This window comes from Photobacterium profundum, from assembly GCF_003026285.1.
GTDB lineage: Bacteria > Pseudomonadota > Gammaproteobacteria > Enterobacterales > Vibrionaceae > Photobacterium > Photobacterium profundum.
The window spans coordinates 291,147-307,678 of sequence record NZ_PYOD01000002.1; the positions used below are offsets into that span (position 1 = coordinate 291,147).

16 protein-coding genes are annotated in these 16,532 nt (G+C 41.7%); 9 read left to right on the plus strand and 7 right to left on the minus strand.

The genetic code is table 11. The features are described from left to right. Positions 1-9: 9 nt before the first annotated feature. The 5 genes from grdC to trxB all read right to left on the minus strand — a co-directional run bounded on the left by grdC (position 10) and on the right by trxB (position 4,264). Positions 10-1,545: a glycine/sarcosine/betaine reductase complex component C subunit beta gene (grdC, locus tag C9J48_RS06180; RefSeq protein WP_006229106.1), complete on the minus strand. Its 1,536-nt coding sequence runs from the start codon at positions 1,543-1,545 to the stop codon at positions 10-12. Between the two features lie 105 nt (positions 1,546-1,650). After that, complete coding sequence (grdA, locus tag C9J48_RS06185; protein ID WP_081450095.1) at positions 1,651-2,115, minus strand: glycine/sarcosine/betaine reductase complex selenoprotein A; 465 nt, start codon at positions 2,113-2,115, stop codon at positions 1,651-1,653. Between the two features lie 14 nt (positions 2,116-2,129). Beyond that, entirely contained in the window at positions 2,130-2,615 is a 486-nt protein-coding gene (gene grdA / locus C9J48_RS06190; RefSeq protein ID WP_081450071.1) for a glycine/sarcosine/betaine reductase complex selenoprotein A, read from the minus strand. A gap of 101 nt (positions 2,616-2,716) precedes the next feature. Next, positions 2,717-3,043 (minus strand): thioredoxin TrxA, encoded by a 327-nt coding sequence (trxA, locus tag C9J48_RS06195; RefSeq protein WP_006229102.1) that lies wholly within the window; start codon positions 3,041-3,043, stop codon positions 2,717-2,719. A 9-nt stretch (positions 3,044-3,052) separates the two neighbouring features. Further along, positions 3,053-4,264 (minus strand): thioredoxin-disulfide reductase, encoded by a 1,212-nt coding sequence (trxB, locus tag C9J48_RS06200; protein ID WP_006229101.1) that lies wholly within the window; start codon positions 4,262-4,264, stop codon positions 3,053-3,055. A 981-nt stretch (positions 4,265-5,245) separates the two neighbouring features. Here trxB and C9J48_RS06205 point away from each other — a divergent pair. Continuing rightward, a complete protein-coding gene (locus C9J48_RS06205) occupies positions 5,246-6,643 on the plus strand; it encodes an aminopeptidase (RefSeq protein ID WP_006229100.1) in 1,398 nt (465 codons plus the stop codon). Between the two features lie 24 nt (positions 6,644-6,667). Then, the gene (locus C9J48_RS06210) at positions 6,668-8,140 is read left to right on the plus strand and encodes an oligopeptide:H+ symporter (RefSeq protein ID WP_006229099.1); all 1,473 of its coding nucleotides are present in this window, start codon (positions 6,668-6,670) and stop codon (positions 8,138-8,140) included. Between the two features lie 154 nt (positions 8,141-8,294). On the opposite strand, the gene C9J48_RS06215 is transcribed toward C9J48_RS06210, so the two are convergent. After that, positions 8,295-8,651 (minus strand): DsrE/DsrF/TusD sulfur relay family protein, encoded by a 357-nt coding sequence (locus C9J48_RS06215; protein WP_006229098.1) that lies wholly within the window; start codon positions 8,649-8,651, stop codon positions 8,295-8,297. Between the two features lie 135 nt (positions 8,652-8,786). On the opposite strand from C9J48_RS06215, the gene C9J48_RS06220 reads away from it, so the two are divergent. Next, positions 8,787-9,578: a TOBE domain-containing protein gene (locus tag C9J48_RS06220; RefSeq protein WP_006229097.1), complete on the plus strand. Its 792-nt coding sequence runs from the start codon at positions 8,787-8,789 to the stop codon at positions 9,576-9,578. A gap of 122 nt (positions 9,579-9,700) precedes the next feature. On the opposite strand, the gene C9J48_RS06225 is transcribed toward C9J48_RS06220, so the two are convergent. After that, positions 9,701-10,027, minus strand: a complete 327-nt coding sequence (locus tag C9J48_RS06225) for a hypothetical protein (protein WP_242610791.1) — start codon at positions 10,025-10,027, stop codon at positions 9,701-9,703. A gap of 321 nt (positions 10,028-10,348) precedes the next feature. Between C9J48_RS06225 and rbsD the strand changes: the two genes are divergently transcribed. The 6 genes from rbsD (at position 10,349) to C9J48_RS06260 (ending at position 16,499) form a co-directional block, all read left to right on the plus strand. Next, on the plus strand, positions 10,349-10,768 hold the full coding sequence (gene rbsD, locus C9J48_RS06235) for a D-ribose pyranase (RefSeq protein ID WP_006229094.1): 420 nt from the start codon (positions 10,349-10,351) through the stop codon (positions 10,766-10,768). Between the two features lie 83 nt (positions 10,769-10,851). Then, entirely contained in the window at positions 10,852-12,366 is a 1,515-nt protein-coding gene (gene rbsA, locus C9J48_RS06240) for a ribose ABC transporter ATP-binding protein RbsA (RefSeq protein WP_006229093.1), read from the plus strand. Further along, entirely contained in the window at positions 12,363-13,352 is a 990-nt protein-coding gene (rbsC, locus tag C9J48_RS06245) for a ribose ABC transporter permease (RefSeq protein WP_006229092.1), read from the plus strand. The genes rbsA and rbsC overlap by 4 nt, the downstream gene beginning before the upstream one ends. A 99-nt stretch (positions 13,353-13,451) precedes the next feature. Beyond that, entirely contained in the window at positions 13,452-14,330 is an 879-nt protein-coding gene (rbsB, locus tag C9J48_RS06250) for a ribose ABC transporter substrate-binding protein RbsB (protein ID WP_006229091.1), read from the plus strand. Between the two features lie 158 nt (positions 14,331-14,488). Further along, complete coding sequence (rbsK, locus tag C9J48_RS06255; protein ID WP_006229090.1) at positions 14,489-15,409, plus strand: ribokinase; 921 nt, start codon at positions 14,489-14,491, stop codon at positions 15,407-15,409. 88 nt (positions 15,410-15,497) lie between these two features. Continuing rightward, positions 15,498-16,499, plus strand: a complete 1,002-nt coding sequence (locus C9J48_RS06260) for a substrate-binding domain-containing protein (protein ID WP_006229089.1) — start codon at positions 15,498-15,500, stop codon at positions 16,497-16,499. The last annotated feature ends 33 nt before the right edge of the window (positions 16,500-16,532 follow it).

Below are 16,532 nucleotides of genomic sequence, written 5' to 3' on the forward strand. Positions count from 1 at the left end.
AACCTCCAATCACTTATTAGCGTTAAGTAAGTTTTCTGCAACGTCACGCATTGCTTGCGCCACAATTTGCTTCACTTGTGCTTCATCGAACTGCGCCGCTTGTTTGCCTGTGTTTTTCTGAACCACAAAGCTCAAGCCATCGAACAAGTTAGTCATTCGACCTAAGAACAAGCTACCTTTACCAACCATCATGAAATTATTGATTTCACCATTCATGATCATGTCACGACCGAAGCCTAAGAAAGGTACACCCGATGGGATATGGCCTTGCGTAGGAGCGAAACCTGTCATGCCATGCTCTTTCACAAAATCAAGTAACTGCGTACGCTCTAGCTGTCCTTCTTTCACGGCTAAGGCGGCAATCATTTTGTAATTAGACTCAGGAACATTACCTGCGCCTGCGGGTTTGGTAATTTCTGGGTTTTGCATTTCAACAGAATATTTATCAATATCTGTCATTGCCATGCCCGCATCTTTTAGCGGCTTAGCAATCAATGCAGTCATCACAGCTTGTGGTGATGAACCCGTACCAATCTGATGGCGACCAACAATGTCGGTATTGATCATTGGGCTAACACCGTCATTTTCGCTGACGACACAAGCAAAACCGGCAAGGCAGTCTTCTAGCACTGGCATGTTATTTTTCACATGGTCACGCCCGTTCATGCCCAATTTGGCAACAGCACCACCAGCAACAACCATGACGTTTTTAAAAATTCCCGCTTTCACGAGTGCAGCGGCCAATGTCATTGCATGAGCAGGTGCTGCGCAGAAACCACGCACATCTGAACCCGTTGCCGTCACACAACCCACGCTTTCACCAATCGCTTTAGCAAAGTTACCGCCACCGCGTTGATTAATATCGCCACATGCTTCTTCTGAACATTCAATAATGTAGTCAATCTCAGCCACATCAATGCCTTGGCGTTTCAGGTTCATTGCAGACATGACACCTGATGCTTTGGTACATAGATTTTCAAGCATGATATGGGCAGAAAGATTTTCATCTTCATCGTGTGCAGCTTTCACACAACCGATAATTTCACCATTAAGCATTAATACTTCAGCTTGATGAGATTCATGTAAAGCAAGTACTTCATCACGCGTAATCAGCTGATGACCCGCTAATAAATCAGTGTCGCCGTACAAAGCATGATGACAAATTTGGCTATGGTACTTTTCAATAAATTCAGCGGTAAAGCACACCAAATTAAACACATCAACGTGGTTTAACATGGCGTAGAAATGTTCTTGCGAGTTAATCTCGCCGTATTTACCTTCTGCCGATGTAGATTCTTTAATATTGAACCAAGGCTGAGGTAAATCAGATAATTGTTGGGGAGTAATATTGCCGATATAACATTGGTTTGCGGGGTAACTCACTACGTCAGAAAATGGACGAAGATGTGTACCTAGATTGGCTAAATAATTATCTTGAGGATCATTTTTAGCACGAGCAGCAACTTGTGCCGACCCATTGTGAATCAAGATATCAGGTGTATGAGCCAATACATAGCTCACCCCTTTAATAACTGCGTATCCCATTGTCACTCCTGCATCCGAGCCGGATATGAGATTCGAGCCTGTCATCAGACTCGAATCGGTATTGATGAGAAGATATCAAGCTGACTGATCAGCTTAATGTGGCACTTATGCTTCTACGGGTTCTTCACGGTATTGTTGCATTTCCGCTTTAATCGCATCGACATCTAGAACCATTTCCATCATCCCAATCTGTTCTTCATAAACAGCTGGGTCGACAGCTTCTTTTATTGCGTCTTCAACCACGTGGTAACAAGAAAGTCCTAACTGGACTCCCGCCAATGGTCCTGCAAAAGTCGGATCACCTGTGGTGACAGTTTCACACGCGAGTCCAGAAGCTTCTGCTTCTGCACCACCAAGAATAACAATTACATTCTCGGCGCCGAACTCGTCGGCGAGTGCTTTAATCCGTTTTTGATTTTCAAGATCCATTGCGCCTGCGCTAGTTCAGACGAAACATTCTGTTGTAGAGAAAGCAACGTGAGCACCGGTGGTCTTTATACAAGCTTCAATTGCTTGACCAGGTATGCCGTCACGGTCTCCAAGAATGATCGCTGTTTTGGTAGCAAACACTTCTTTATTCACAATTACACCTCAGCTTCCGCTAAAACATACTTCCCAAATTGCTCACGGTACCCTTTTATTTCTGCAATGATTGCATCAACATCAAGTACCATTTCCATCATGCCTATCTGCTCGTCATAGACGTCAGCATCAACATTATTTTTTATTTCCGGCTCAACCACATGATAACAAGAGAGTCCTAACTGGACTCCGGCTAACGGACCGGCAAAAGTAGGATCACCGTTGGTTACGGTTTCACAAGCAAGGCCTGAAGCTTCTGCTTCTGCGCCGCCAAGTACGATGAGAATATTTTCTGCACCAAACTCTTCAGCAAAACCTTTGATCCTCTTCTGGTTTTCCAGATCCATAGCACCTGCGCTGGTTCAGACGAAACACTCGGTAGTAGAGAACAAAACATGGGCACCAGCAGACTTAATACAAGCTTCGATTGCCTGTCCTGGTATTCCATCTCTGTCTCCTAAGATAATAACTTTCTTATCTTTGAGCATCGTTAACTCCGAAGGATTACAGATTACTAAACTTACGTTGCAGTCAATTACTTGATACAACCCCATTATTACAACTTGCTGATTTCATAAATGTTTACTGACTATGCTTGTTCACAAACAAAGCTTTCAATCGCATTCACAATATCTTCAACTTCTAATTCTTCACCAGAAAGGTGCGTTTGTTTCTCACCGTTTTTGTAAAACACGAACGAAGGTAAGCCCATCACTTTCTGTGCCATAGCCAAACGACGATTACCTTGAATGTTCAATTTACAGAACTTCATTTGCTCGCTGTATTTCGCTTCCATTTCAACCACATCGGGCATTAGCTCTTTACAACGTACGCAGCTTTCGCTCCAGAAATCGACCATCACAATGCCATTAACATTGACTTCAGAATCGAAATTCTCTTTGGTAAGTTCGATCATTGCTTTTCCTTAATACAAAGTTTCTAACTCATTTAGATCCTTAACATTTACACGCTTGGCTTCCTGCCCAGCGTCGAATCGAATAACAACCGGTATTTCAGAGACATTAAACTGCTTAGCAATTTTCTGATTTTTGAAGATATCGATTGTGACAACGTTCTTACCAGCTTGACCTTTATTGTGCGTTTCTAGCTGATTGATAACATCGATACTGTCTTGGTTTTGTGGCGCCCAGAATGCAACCAATGCGGTGCCATCAAAATCGACAACTGATTTACGCCAGTTATCTTCTTCCTCGATATAACGGTCTGCAGCTACAGCGGCTACCGCACCATCACCTGCGGCAGTAACGACCTGTCGCAAGAATTTATCTGTCACATCACCGACAGCATAAATACCGGGAATATTAGTCTCTTGTTTATCATTAGTTACAATGTAACCATGAGAATTCAAGTCAATCAGCCCTTTGATGAAATCTGTTTTAGGCACTGTGCCTACAAACATGAATACACCGTCAGATTCGATATGGCTGATCTCACCAGTTTTAATGTTCTTCACATTGACGCCATTCACCAGCTCGTCGCCAGTAATTTCGTCTAAAACTGAATTCCATACAAAATTGATTTTATCGTTAGCAAAAGCTTGTTCTTGGGCAGTACGATCTGCCGCTAAAATACCGTGATCACGACGTACAATCATGGTGATTTTATTGACAAATTTAGTGAGGAAGAGGGATTCTTCAACGGCGGTATTACCCGAACCAACAACCACAATATCCAGCTCTTCGAAGAAGTCAGCATCACAGGTTGCGCAATACGATACGCCTTTACCACGGAATTCATTTTCACCCGGTACACCAAGAATCAGTGGCGAAGCACCAGTGCCAATAATGATACTTTTGGCCTGAAATATTTCACCCTTAGTGGTCGTTAAGGTTTTTATGTAGCCGTCATCAGCAACGCTAATGTTATTCACAATACCTTTGGTGAATTCAACGCCAAATTTGTCACAATGAGCACGGAACGCATCCATTAACTCAGGGCCAGTAGCAGACAGAACACCCGGATAGTTTTCCATCTCATCGGTTGTTGCTGCTTGACCACCCGCTTTACGTTTTTCTTCAATAATAAGCGTTTTCATTTTGCCACGAGCGGCATAAACACCGGCTGACATTCCGCCAGCACCACCGCCAATAATAATTACATCATAGAGCTCAGACATACCTTCACCGGTTTAAACTTAAAGCCTAATTTAATAGAAGTACCAAGTTTCACTTAATAACTTCACCGAATTCGATCATCAAAAAATAAGCATTGGCAGTAGCATTCGACATGACATTAAGCTAACCATTAAATACAATCCGAAATTAAAACTGGTGAATAATATTTCACACAATATTCAAAACGAAGAATAACATTCAACTTATATAAGAAACCGCTACAAACATCTAACGATACCCATCTAGCTTTAATATTAATTTCGTATCGATTTTATTGACTACACACCAACCTCTTACCAAGAATTGTGATTATAAATAGTAATCTATGTTTTTTTGTGACCAAAATCCGACTACAGAATAAAACCCTATAAAAAGACAAAAAATATGACATCCAGCGCATAATGATAGACATACCACCACACCATATGTTTCATAACCTCTTAATTTATAGTTACTTATGTGTTGTTTATGTTAAGGAATGTATGCATAAATGCGATAGAATATAATTCTAACTTTAGAAATGACTTTATTTGGTTTTTTTAGTCTTACCAAATCTTAATACCCACTCACAAAACTGAAAGATTTCGGATTAGTTTTAATAATACCTAAAATAAGAATATATACCCCAATAAAAAATGAGATAAAACGAAGATAACTAAACATTATATAAAACATATAAATATCATCGCATTTCGTAAAAATTCACAGACTTAACATATAGCTTTACACTATCAGCGTTACTGACAAGACCTTGCCAACAGCCAAGCTTGAAAATATTAATATTTGTAAACAAATGTTTGGATATAAAATTACATCTTAAGCGGCAATTACAACAATCATAAAAAACAATATATTCTATTGATAAAAAAGTCATTTTTACTGTGGCTGCTTTTTATTAAATAAAACGAGAGGGCTCACAATTTAAATTTATTCCTTAATGCTAATCTCCACCGCGAAAACAACTAAACTTTCGGAGTGAAGCAATGGAAACGCTGCAATATACCAATGGTTGGCTTAACCTCAATGAAGAACGTATTAATGAAATCAATCACTTTTGTGAAGACTATAAGCATTTCCTCAATAAAGGGAAAACTGAGCGTCAATGCGTAGCACTCTGTGTTAAACAGGCCGAAGAAAAGGGATTTCGTCCCATCTCTGAATTTAAACAACTAAACCCTGGCGATAAAGTCTACTTCGTAAACCGTAAAAAGAACGTCGCATTAGTGGTTGTGGGTAAACAACCGATCAGTGACGGTATTCGTTATGTGGTTTCTCATATTGATTCTCCTCGTTTAGATTTGAAACCTAACCCGGTATATGAAAAAAGTGAACTCGCATTAATGCGTACCCATTATTACGGCGGAATCAAGAAATACCAGTGGGCATCTCGCCCTCTTGCATTACATGGCATTGTTGCAACTAAGTCGGGAAGAAATGTCGACATCGTCATCGGTGAAGATCCACAAGATCCTGTCTTTACTATTCCAGACTTATTGCCCCACCTAGACAAAAAAGTACAGCGCGAGCGTACGGCAGCAGAAGTCCTAAAAGGCGAAGAGCTTCAGATTATTGTTGGCTCGATACCAATGGAAGTAAATGACGACAAGATTAAAGACAAAGTAAAGCATCATATTCTAACTAAATTATTTGAAAAATATGAAATTTCAGAACCAGATTTTATCTCTGCTGAATTAATGCTTGTACCCGCAGGTGAAGCCCGCGATGTAGGTATAGATGGGGGCTTACTAGGCGCGTACGGCCAAGATGATCGCATTTGTGCTTTTACCTCGTTAGAAGCAATTTTCGATATTGCTATGCCAGAACAAACTGCTGTTTGCTTCTTAGTGGATAAAGAGGAAATTGGCTCATCAGGTTCAACAGGACTTGAATCTCGCTATCTTGAATACTTTACTGGCGAGCTGCTTATCCGCCAACTTGGTAATCAATATAACGATCAAATGATGCGTCGTTGTTTATGGCAATCTTATGCCCTTTCTTCTGATGTAAATGCTGGCTTAAATCCATTATTTGAATCGGTTCATGACGTTCAAAATGCATCAAAAATGGGTTATGGCTTGGTCTTAACCAAATACACCGGTCATGGTGGTAAAGCGGGTTCAAACGATGCTGATGCCGAGTATGTCGCTGCATTACGCCGCATGTTTGATGATAAAGAAATCAAGTGGCAATCAGGTTTGTTAGGCAAAGTCGACGAAGGTGGTGGCGGTACCGTGGCTAAATACCTAGCGCATTATGGCATTAATACCATAGATGCAGGGGCGGCACTGCTTTCAATGCATTCACCGTTTGAACTTGCCTCTAAGTTTGACATTCACGAGCTCTACAAAGCATATAAAGTTTTCTTTATTGATGCACTTTAGTCTGCTGAGTATCGGAGATAAGCAATGAAAAAACGTCATCCACTGACCTTTTATATTCTCTGTTCATGCCAGTTTTGGTGGGCATTATCTTTTTACAGCTTATGGGCAATTTTGCCGGTTTTTTTAGGCGATGAACTCGGTATTGATCAAAAGACCTCATTCGCAACATTTGGGGCATATGCTGCCCTTGGTGCTGCACTGTTATTTGTCGGCGGCTGGTTAGCCGACAAAGTACTTGGTGCAAAACGTACCTTAGTATGGGGGTTTTTCTTTCAAGGCTTAGGTTATTTCATCATTGCGTACTCGGCCCTAACGGCACAACCAACTTATGTGTTTATAGGTTTAGGTACCATTATTGTTGGTCGTGGTATTGGTAGTGTTGCTCCTCCCACTATTATCGCTGCGTCTTACGAGAAGGATGACCCAAGGCTCGATGGCGCATATACCTTGTTTTACATGGTGAATAATATTGGTGCTTTCATCGCCCAATTAGGTGCTCCGATCGTTGCTTATAACATAGGGTGGACAGCAGCGTTTATTCTTTCAGCCGTAGGTATGACAGTGAACGTTATCACCTACTGGATTATGCATAAGAAGATTAACCCAGCATCAGAGGCCGACAAACTTAAGATTCCATTTAAAACCAACAGTTTGTTTCTATCTGGCGCATTAGTGACCGTTGCAATGGCAAGTTACCTACTGACCAACCTACCATTGGCACAGTTTGTATTGGCTGCAGCAGCAGTAACGATCTTGTTCTTAATCATGCGTGAAATGAAGAAAGAACAACCTGAAAGCCGTATGCGGATGATTGTAGGCTTAGCTTTAATGGGGCAAGCACTGGCATTCTTTGTGTTGTATAACCAAATGCCAACATCGTTAAACTTCTTTGCGATTAATAATATTGAACCTGAAATATTTGGTATCGCGATTAATCCGGTGTCTTACCAATCATTCAACCCGATGTGGGTTATTTTTCTTAGCCCTATTTTGGCGCATATTTACACCACGTTAGGTGCAAAAGGAAAAGATTTATCCATGCCCGGTAAGTTTGCATTGGGAATGCTAATTTGTTCAGCAGCCTTTGCTTGTGCAGGTTTCTCACAATACTTTGGTGATGAAAACGGCATGCTTAATCCATTCTGGATTGCAGCTCCTCACTTCTTATTTGCAATTGGTGAGTTGTTAATTTCTGCACTGGGTCTGTCTGCCATCGCAAAACTATTCCCGAGTCGTATTAGGGGCTTCATTTACGGTGCTTGGAATATGACATTGGCAATTGCATCGGTCGCAGGGGCTTGGGTGGCTGGCTTGTCGTCAAACACAGGTGTGGAAATGACCCCAGTAGAAAGTTTGGTGTCATACGGCAACTACTTCTATGCCTTAGCCATTGCAGCAGCTGTTGTGGGCGTAATTTGTGTGATTATGGCACCTCGCCTAAATCGTTTACTTGAAACACCACCAACAGATACACCTGAAACATTGAAAACGGCATAACTTGTTAAGCCAAGATGCATACTAATCAATTGATCAGCTAAAAATTGATAAGGTAAGTAAAGTCGCTCAAAAAAGTAAACAAAAATATAATTAGAAACAAGAAGCTAAAAAGATAGCCTCACTGCATTGTAAAAAATGCAGTGAGGCTCTTCTTTTAAAAGCTAACGACTTTATCAGCTTTCAATGTCCATAAAGACAAATCATCCAGCGTGCCAATTTCTGCCCCTTCGAGCAAAGGTAAATCAGACATGCCACGTGCATCAGTACAGGTTTTACACAATTTCACCTGAGCGCCTTGTGCTAATAAAATATCCAGCATTTGCTGAATATTGTAGCCTTCACTTGGCTTCTGCTTAACTAATGCGCAGCTTACAGAGTCTGACATAAGAAATATCTGTAATTGTGTTGCTTCATGTTCCTGTTCGTTTAAATTAATTGCTAACCGTAATGCATTAAAAGAACGTTCTGAACCGTACGGCGCTTCATTCAGAATAAAGAGAATATTTTGCATGGTTGGTACTCACTAAAAGGTTACTTGAACATAAAACAATAATTGCTTTATGCATTGTGCGGTATACTTTACGACAAGTTGAACCTTAGCGTTCTGATTTAGCTCTAGTTTTTAATCAAAGGTACGCACTTAGCAATGATGGATTTTGACGCGCTTCTTACCCTTTCTACCAACGGTAAAACCTTTGCTAATCCCCGACGGGTGGCTTTGCTCAAGGCAGTGCATACGACAGGTTCAATTAGCCAAGGGGCAAAACAAGCTGGTATCAGTTATAAAGCCGCTTTTGATGCGATTAAAGACATGAATAGTCGATCGCAAGAGCCACTGGTCACCAGTGAGAAAGGGGGTAAAGGCGGTGGTGGTGCTTCCTTAACGCATTTTGGCGAACGTTTAGTACAAATGTATGAACTGCTCGATAAGATTCAAGATATGGGCTTAAAAGCACTCAACGATGAAAATGCCCCACTTCATAGTTTACTAGGCATTATGTCTAAATTCTCTTTGCAAACGAGTGCCAGAAATCAACTATTTGGTACTATTTGCGATATTCAACGCTATGAATTACATGACTTAGTCATTATTCAACTCGCCAGTAACCATCGTATTTCTGCCACGATTACGCATGGCAGTACGGTAAGGCTACAGTTAGCTATTGGAAAAGATGTAGTTGCGCTGATCAAAGGGCCATCCATCACTGTTTTTAACGAACCAGCGTCAAAACTTGATTACGATAATCAGCTTAAAGGCACTATAAAAGCAATTAATCGGGATAAAACATCAGCAGAAATTACAGTTGGTTTAAGTGAAGATGATGAAGTATGTGCCTTAGTCGATAATGATAACCTCACAAAGACAAACACGAATATCAATACGCCAATCTATGCATGTTTCCATTCAACTCAAGTGATTATTGCCACCATGTGTTAATGCTCAGTAGAGCATTAACTTATCCAGGTTGGTATCAGCCAGGGAACTCTAAAATACACATTTGCAATGGTGGACTGTAGTTTTTTCCTTCCAATAAACAATCGGTAAAGTGCTTGTAGTCTTCATATTGCAAAATACCTAGCAGCGCCACCGAGATAAGCATACCAACCATTGAAATGCGCATTAACCATTTCTTTTTTGCCTTCAACGAGAATAAAAATGCGATGACAGACACAGGAGCAAGCGATAATAGAAAAAACCATGTATTCATCGACAAAGCGATCATGACAAACTGCATTCCATTCAAGAACTGTTAAGGGTGGTGATGGTAAGCCTTTTCCATCTATAAATTCAAAGGTATTCGTATTTTTTTGCAAAGCTTTACAAAACATTGACAAGATAAATCTACATTCATCGCCATCTTGTATCGTAATCGAGACAACTTTCATTCTTCTTCTGACAATGCCTCATTTGATATAAAACCGATTTAATAACCCATTACAACCCATTCAGATACCCCTACTTCCCCTTTAAGAATTAACTCATGTGATCCATAACTCCATTTATTCAGTCCAAGCATATTTGTTCTGATCTGAATCACATTTTGTAACAAACAAAAGTGCAAAACATCCCATTTAACTCTACATTTCACCCATCGAAACGTTTGCGTAACCGTTTCGATGACTGAGAAACACGATTTAAAAGGATTTACCGCCAAGGCTGGCAACATACTTTAAGCATCACCATTACGAATAATTAAGGCGTAACTCATGAAAAAAAACGCACTCATCAACGCTGAATTGTCTTACGTTGTTGCCACTCTCGGCCATACTGATGAGATCACGATTTGTGATGCAGGCTTACCGATTCCTGATGAAGCACAGCGTATCGATCTAGCTTTAATACCCGGCGTGCCAACTTTCATCGATACCGTTAAAGCGGTATTAGGCGAAATGCAAATCGAAGGCGTTGTTATGGCAGAAGAATTTGCTCAAGTCAGCCCAGAACTACATCAAGCCTTGGTTACACTGATTCGTAATGAAGAATTGTTATGCGGTAAAAAGATCACTTTGTCTTATGTGAGCCACGAAGCGTTTAAAGTGCATACGCAAGACAGTAAAGCTGTAATTCGCACAGGTGAATGTACACCTTATGCGAACGTAATTTTCCAATCAGGTGTTGTCTTTTAAGCACAGGTTTTGAAGAGCTGTTGTTTAACGAACAGACAAAATTGAAGACACACTGATTATCGGAATAATCGCAAGGAACTGACATGAACCAGCCAATTTTAGAACTTAAAGGCATTGAAAAAGCATTCCCTGGTGTAAAAGCGCTAGATAATGCTTGTTTGAATGTTTACCCAGGCAAGGTAATGGCTTTAATGGGTGAAAATGGTGCCGGTAAGTCGACGCTTATGAAATCCTTAACTGGAATCTATGCGATGGATGCAGGTGAAATTCGCTATCAAGGAAAAGTCGTTAACTTCGATGGTCCTCGCCACTCTCAAGAAGCAGGCATCAGCATAATTCACCAAGAGCTGAACCTGATCCCTGAATTAACCATTGCTGAGAATATCTTTCTTGGTCGTGAAAAAACCAATGCATTCGGTGGCATTAAATGGACAGAAATGTACCGTGAGGCCGATGCTCTACTTAAGCGCTTAAATGTGAAACACCACTCCCGTCAGTTATTGGGAGAGTTAAGCCTTGGTGAGCAACAAATGGTTGAGATTGCGAAAGCCTTATCTTTCAAATCTCAAGTCATCATTATGGATGAGCCAACCGATGCACTAACAGATACCGAAACGGAATCGCTGTTTAAAGTGATTAATGAGTTGCGTGACGAAGGTTGTGGCATTGTCTATATCTCGCACCGCTTAAAAGAAATCTTCGAAATCTGCGACGATATTACAGTATTACGAGACGGAAAATTCATCGGTGAACGCGCTGTAGCCGATACCGATGAAGACGGCTTGATCGAAATGATGGTAGGCCGTCGCTTAGATGAGCAATACCCTCGTATTGATGTGCGCCACGGTGAAACCTGCCTTGAAGTAACAAACCTGACAGGTGCTGGTGTCAACAATGTCAGCTTCAAACTGGATCGCGGTGAAATCTTAGGCGTCTCAGGCTTAATGGGTGCAGGTCGTACCGAGTTAATGAAAGTTATTTACGGTGCCCTAAAGCGTGAGTCAGGCGATGTAAAACTTAATGGTAAAACCATTAACCCAGTAACTCCACAAGATGGCTTAGCGAACGGAATTGCGTATATATCGGAAGACCGGAAAGGTGATGGGCTGGTACTTGGGTTATCAGTAAAAGAGAACATGTCGTTATGTTCACTCGAACAGCTTTCTAAAGGTGTTCAGCTGAAACATTACGAAGAAGTAACCGCGGTGGAAGATTTCATCCGCTTATTCAACATCAAAACCCCAACGCGAGATCAAATCATTGGCAACCTCTCTGGTGGTAACCAACAGAAAGTCGCCATCGCCAAAGGATTAATGACCCGCCCGAAAGTCTTAATTTTGGATGAGCCAACCCGTGGTGTTGATGTAGGGGCAAAGAAAGAGATTTATCAACTCATCAACCAATTTAAGGCTGAAGGCATGAGCATCATCTTAGTTTCTTCTGAAATGCCAGAAGTACTGGGAATGAGTGACCGCATCATGGTGATGCATGAAGGCCGTATCAGCGGTGAATTTATGGCAACCGATGCCGATCAAGAAAAATTACTGGCCTGCGCGGTAGGTAAAACCATCGAGCAGAACAACGAGGTAGCAGCATGAGCAGCAACGCGATGACCAAAACAGACGATTCAAAAAATAAAGCAGGTAAGCTGTTCACTAAAGAATGGTTAATTGAACAAAAATCACTGATCGCATTGATCTTACTGATTGTTGTTGTGTCTTTTCTTAACCCCAACTTCTTTACTGTCGACAACATTTTAAACATTCTTCGCCAAACCTCTGTCAATGCAATTATTGCAGTAGGTATGACGCTGGTTATTTTGACTGCTGGTATCGACCTAAGTGTGGGTTCTGTATTAGCCTTGTGTGGAGCATTTGCCGCCACCATGATTGGTCTTGAAATTCCAGCCATCATTGCCGTACCTACAGCCCTACTAGCAGGTGCAGCTTTAGGCGCTATCAGTGGTGTCATTATAGCCAAAGGTAAAGTGCAAGCATTTATTGCCACCTTAGTAACCATGACATTACTGCGTGGTGTCACCATGGTTTACACCGATGGTCGCCCTATTTCTACTGGCTTTACAGATGTAGCAGATAGCTTTGCATGGTTCGGTACAGGTTACGCAATGGGTATTCCTGTTCCTATCTGGCTAATGGTTATTGTATTTGCTTCAATCTGGTATTTATTGAATCACACTCGCTTCGGTCGTTACATCTACGCACTGGGCGGTAATGAATCAGCAACTCGCTTATCAGGTATAAACGTAGATCGCGTCAAGATTGGCGTCTACGCTATCTGTGGCCTGTTAGCTGCCCTTGCTGGCATCATCGTAACCTCTCGTCTTTCATCTGCTCAGCCTACCGCTGGTATGGGATACGAACTGGATGCGATTGCTGCTGTGGTATTGGGTGGTACCAGCCTTGCTGGTGGTAAAGGTCGCATAATGGGCACACTAGTAGGTGCGCTTATTATCGGCTTCTTAAACAATGCACTAAACCTGTTAGACGTGTCTTCATACTACCAAATGATTGCAAAAGCAGTGGTAATCTTGCTTGCGGTACTGGTAGATAATAAAAATAAGTAATTCGAAAACATAAACCTCTGAGCATTGGCACAATAAACACCCCCAACCCTTTGTTTATTGTGCCTAACAAACTGACCCGAAATATATAAGGAATATAGAATGAAAAAGTTAGCAACCCTAATCTCTGCTGCTGTTCTTTCGGCTTCTTTCAGTACGACTGCATCTGCGCAAGACACTATGGCAATGGTTGTTTCTACGCTGAATAACCCATTTTTCGTCACCATGAAAGAAGGCGCTGAGGCGAAAGCAAAAGAGCTGGGCTACAACCTGATTGTTCTTGATTCTCAGAATGACCCAAGCAAAGAACTGTCTAACGTTGAAGATCTGACTGTTCGTGGCGTGAAAGCCATTTTGATTAACCCAACCGATTCAGATGCGGTATCGAACGCGATTCGTATGGCGAACCGTTCAAATATCCCAGTACTAACACTTGACCGTGGCGCAAGCCGTGGCGAAGTAGTAAGCCACATTGCATCAGATAACGTTGCTGGTGGTGAGATGGCGGGTAAATACATCATGGAAAAAGTGGGCGAAAAAGCTCGCGTTATCCAACTTGAAGGCATTGCAGGCACCTCTGCTGCACGTGAACGTGGTAAAGGCTTCATGCAAGCTGTAGATACCTACAAAATGGATCTGCTAAGTAGCCAGCCAGCTGATTTTGACCGTACTAAAGGTCTTAACGTTATGGAAAACTTGCTAGCAGCAAACCCTGATGTTCAAGCGGTATTTGCACAAAATGATGAAATGGCACTGGGTGCACTGCGTGCTGTTCAAGCGTCTGGTAAAGATATCCTGATTGTTGGTTTTGATGGCACTGATGACGGCCTTGCTGCGGTTAAACGCGGAATGCTTGGCGCCACAATTGCCCAACAGCCTGATCTAATTGGTGCACTTGGTGTTGAAACAGCCGTCAAGGTACTAAAAGGGGAATCTGTTGAGAAAAGCATTCCTGTACCTCTAAAGGTTGTTACTGAGTAATCAATACCATGGTGAGTATCTAGGAATTCATTTCTAGATACTCTTCTGATTATTTACTTCTCCCCTCATCAACACAAAATACATCGTTTAATACCTGCCTCACATTGCAGTATTAACCCATATGTTTTGGTAAAGAACACAAATAAGAAAGGTTTTGTATGAATAAGTTAGTTGTTCTAGGTAGTGTTAACGCTGATCATGTTCTTCAGGTTGCTTCTTTTCCTCGTCCCGGTGAAACGTTACATGGTCACAGCTATTGTGTTATTCCTGGCGGCAAAGGGGCAAACCAAGCTGTTGCTGCGGCCCGTTTAGGTGCAGACATTGCCTTTATCGCGAGTGTAGGTGATGACAGTTTTGGTCATCAGATGCTAGAAACATTTGCCAATGAAGGTATGAATACTGAAGCGGTAATGGTTGAAGAAAACATGCCGACAGGCATTGCGATGATTCAGGTTGCAGCAACGGGTGAAAACAGCATTTGTATTTCAGCTGAAGCAAATGCATGCTTAACCGCTGAACGTATTAAACCTCACCACGCATTAATTGCCAATGCTAATACGTTACTCATGCAATTAGAAACACCAATAGAAACCATTGAAGCTGCAGCCACTATTGCGAAGCAATCTGGTACCAAAGTGGTGTTAAACCCTGCACCAGCGCAACCATTAACAGATGACTTATTGCAACTTGTTGATATGATTACGCCTAATGAAACTGAAGCTGAGCTGCTAACAGGCATCAAAGTTGAAGATATGGCATCTGCACAACAAGCTGCTGATGCACTTCATGCCAAAGGGATCAAATGTGTAATGATCACATTGGGCAGTAAAGGTGTTTGGATAAGCCAAGGTGGTAAAGGCCAACAAGTTGAAGGTTTCCGTGTTGATGCTACAGATACAACAGGTGCTGGCGATACATTCAACGGTGCTTTTTTGACCGGTTTACAAGCAGGTCGTAAAATGGATGACGCAATCCGTTTTGCACATGCTGCCGCTGCAATTTCAGTAACACGTATGGGTGCTCAAACATCGATTCCACACCTAAGTGAAGTAGAACGATTTCTTACTGAGCACAGCTAAATAGCAATTAAATCTGAATCGCAGCACGCATTTTAGTTACGTTTTCAAATAGTAAGCTGCGATCAGATATTGAGTCAGGGAGAGTTTAATGGCGACAATTAAAGATGTTGCAAAACATGTGGGAGTTTCTACTTCAACAGTCAGCCACGTACTCAACAAAACACGCTTCGTCAGTGAAGATATATCGACTCGCGTATTAGCCGCAGTAGACGAGCTGAACTACGCACCTTCTGCGCTGGCTCGTAGTTTAAAAGTAAAAAACACACGTACTTTTGGCATGCTCGTGACCACATCAACGAATCCATTTTTTGGTGAAGTAGTAAAAGGTGTTGAGCGTCGCTGCTATGAACACGGTTATAACCTAATTCTCTGTAATACCGAAGGCGATATCGCTCGCATGCACTCTAACCTTGATACCCTGCTACAAAAACGGGTAGATGGTTTGCTTCTAATGTGTAGCGAAGTCGACAATGAAGAATTCAATTTATTCGCTCGTCACCAGCCAGTACCGACCGTTGTCATGGACTGGGGGCCTATTGATTTTCCAAGCGATAAAATTCAAGACAACTCACATCATGGTGGTTATTTAGCAACCCGCCATCTTATTGCTCAAGGCCATACTCAAATCGGCTGCTTAACTGGCCCATTAGACAAATTGCCAGCTCAGCAACGCTTATCTGGCTTTGTACAAGCAATGGAAGAAGCTGGATTAACAATCAATAAAAATTGGATTGCATCAGGTAATTTCGAATGTGAAGGCGGTGAAAAGGCATTTGAAGATCTCTACGCGAGAGGTAGTTTACCAACTGCACTTTTCGTTTGTAACGACATGATGGCAATGGGTGTCATTAATACAGCAAATAAAAAAGGCATTTCTGTGCCTAACGATATCTCTATTGTGGGTTACGATGATATCAAATTGGCTAAATACATAACGCCATCATTAACAACCATTCACCAGCCCAAGCATCGATTGGGTCAACAAGCCGTCGATACGTTATTGGATAAAATCCAAAGCCAACGTGAAACAAACCAAGTTATCCAACTTGAGCCCACATTAGTAGAACGAGACAGCGTTAAAAAGATGTAGCCCATTTAGCTTATGATTAGTAATAAATAGTAT

Bases quoted from the DNA above. Each gene is read 5' to 3' on its own strand.
- grdC (WP_006229106.1), bottom strand. From the start codon at position 1,545: ATGGGATACGCAGTTATTAAAGGGGTGAGCTATGTATTGGCTCATACA.
- trxA (WP_006229102.1), bottom strand. From the start codon at position 3,043: ATGATCGAACTTACCAAAGAGAATTTCGATTCTGAAGTCAATGTTAAT.
- trxB (WP_006229101.1), bottom strand. From the start codon at position 4,264: ATGTCTGAGCTCTATGATGTAATTATTATTGGCGGTGGTGCTGGCGGA.
- C9J48_RS06205 (WP_006229100.1), top strand. From the start codon at position 5,246: ATGGAAACGCTGCAATATACCAATGGTTGGCTTAACCTCAATGAAGAA.
- C9J48_RS06210 (WP_006229099.1), top strand. From the start codon at position 6,668: ATGAAAAAACGTCATCCACTGACCTTTTATATTCTCTGTTCATGCCAG.
- C9J48_RS06215 (WP_006229098.1), bottom strand. From the start codon at position 8,651: ATGCAAAATATTCTCTTTATTCTGAATGAAGCGCCGTACGGTTCAGAA.
- C9J48_RS06220 (WP_006229097.1), top strand. From the start codon at position 8,787: ATGATGGATTTTGACGCGCTTCTTACCCTTTCTACCAACGGTAAAACC.
- C9J48_RS06225 (WP_242610791.1), bottom strand. From the start codon at position 10,027: ATGAAAGTTGTCTCGATTACGATACAAGATGGCGATGAATGTAGATTT.
- rbsD (WP_006229094.1), top strand. From the start codon at position 10,349: ATGAAAAAAAACGCACTCATCAACGCTGAATTGTCTTACGTTGTTGCC.
- rbsA (WP_006229093.1), top strand. From the start codon at position 10,852: ATGAACCAGCCAATTTTAGAACTTAAAGGCATTGAAAAAGCATTCCCT.
- rbsC (WP_006229092.1), top strand. From the start codon at position 12,363: ATGAGCAGCAACGCGATGACCAAAACAGACGATTCAAAAAATAAAGCA.
- rbsB (WP_006229091.1), top strand. From the start codon at position 13,452: ATGAAAAAGTTAGCAACCCTAATCTCTGCTGCTGTTCTTTCGGCTTCT.
- rbsK (WP_006229090.1), top strand. From the start codon at position 14,489: ATGAATAAGTTAGTTGTTCTAGGTAGTGTTAACGCTGATCATGTTCTT.
- C9J48_RS06260 (WP_006229089.1), top strand. From the start codon at position 15,498: ATGGCGACAATTAAAGATGTTGCAAAACATGTGGGAGTTTCTACTTCA.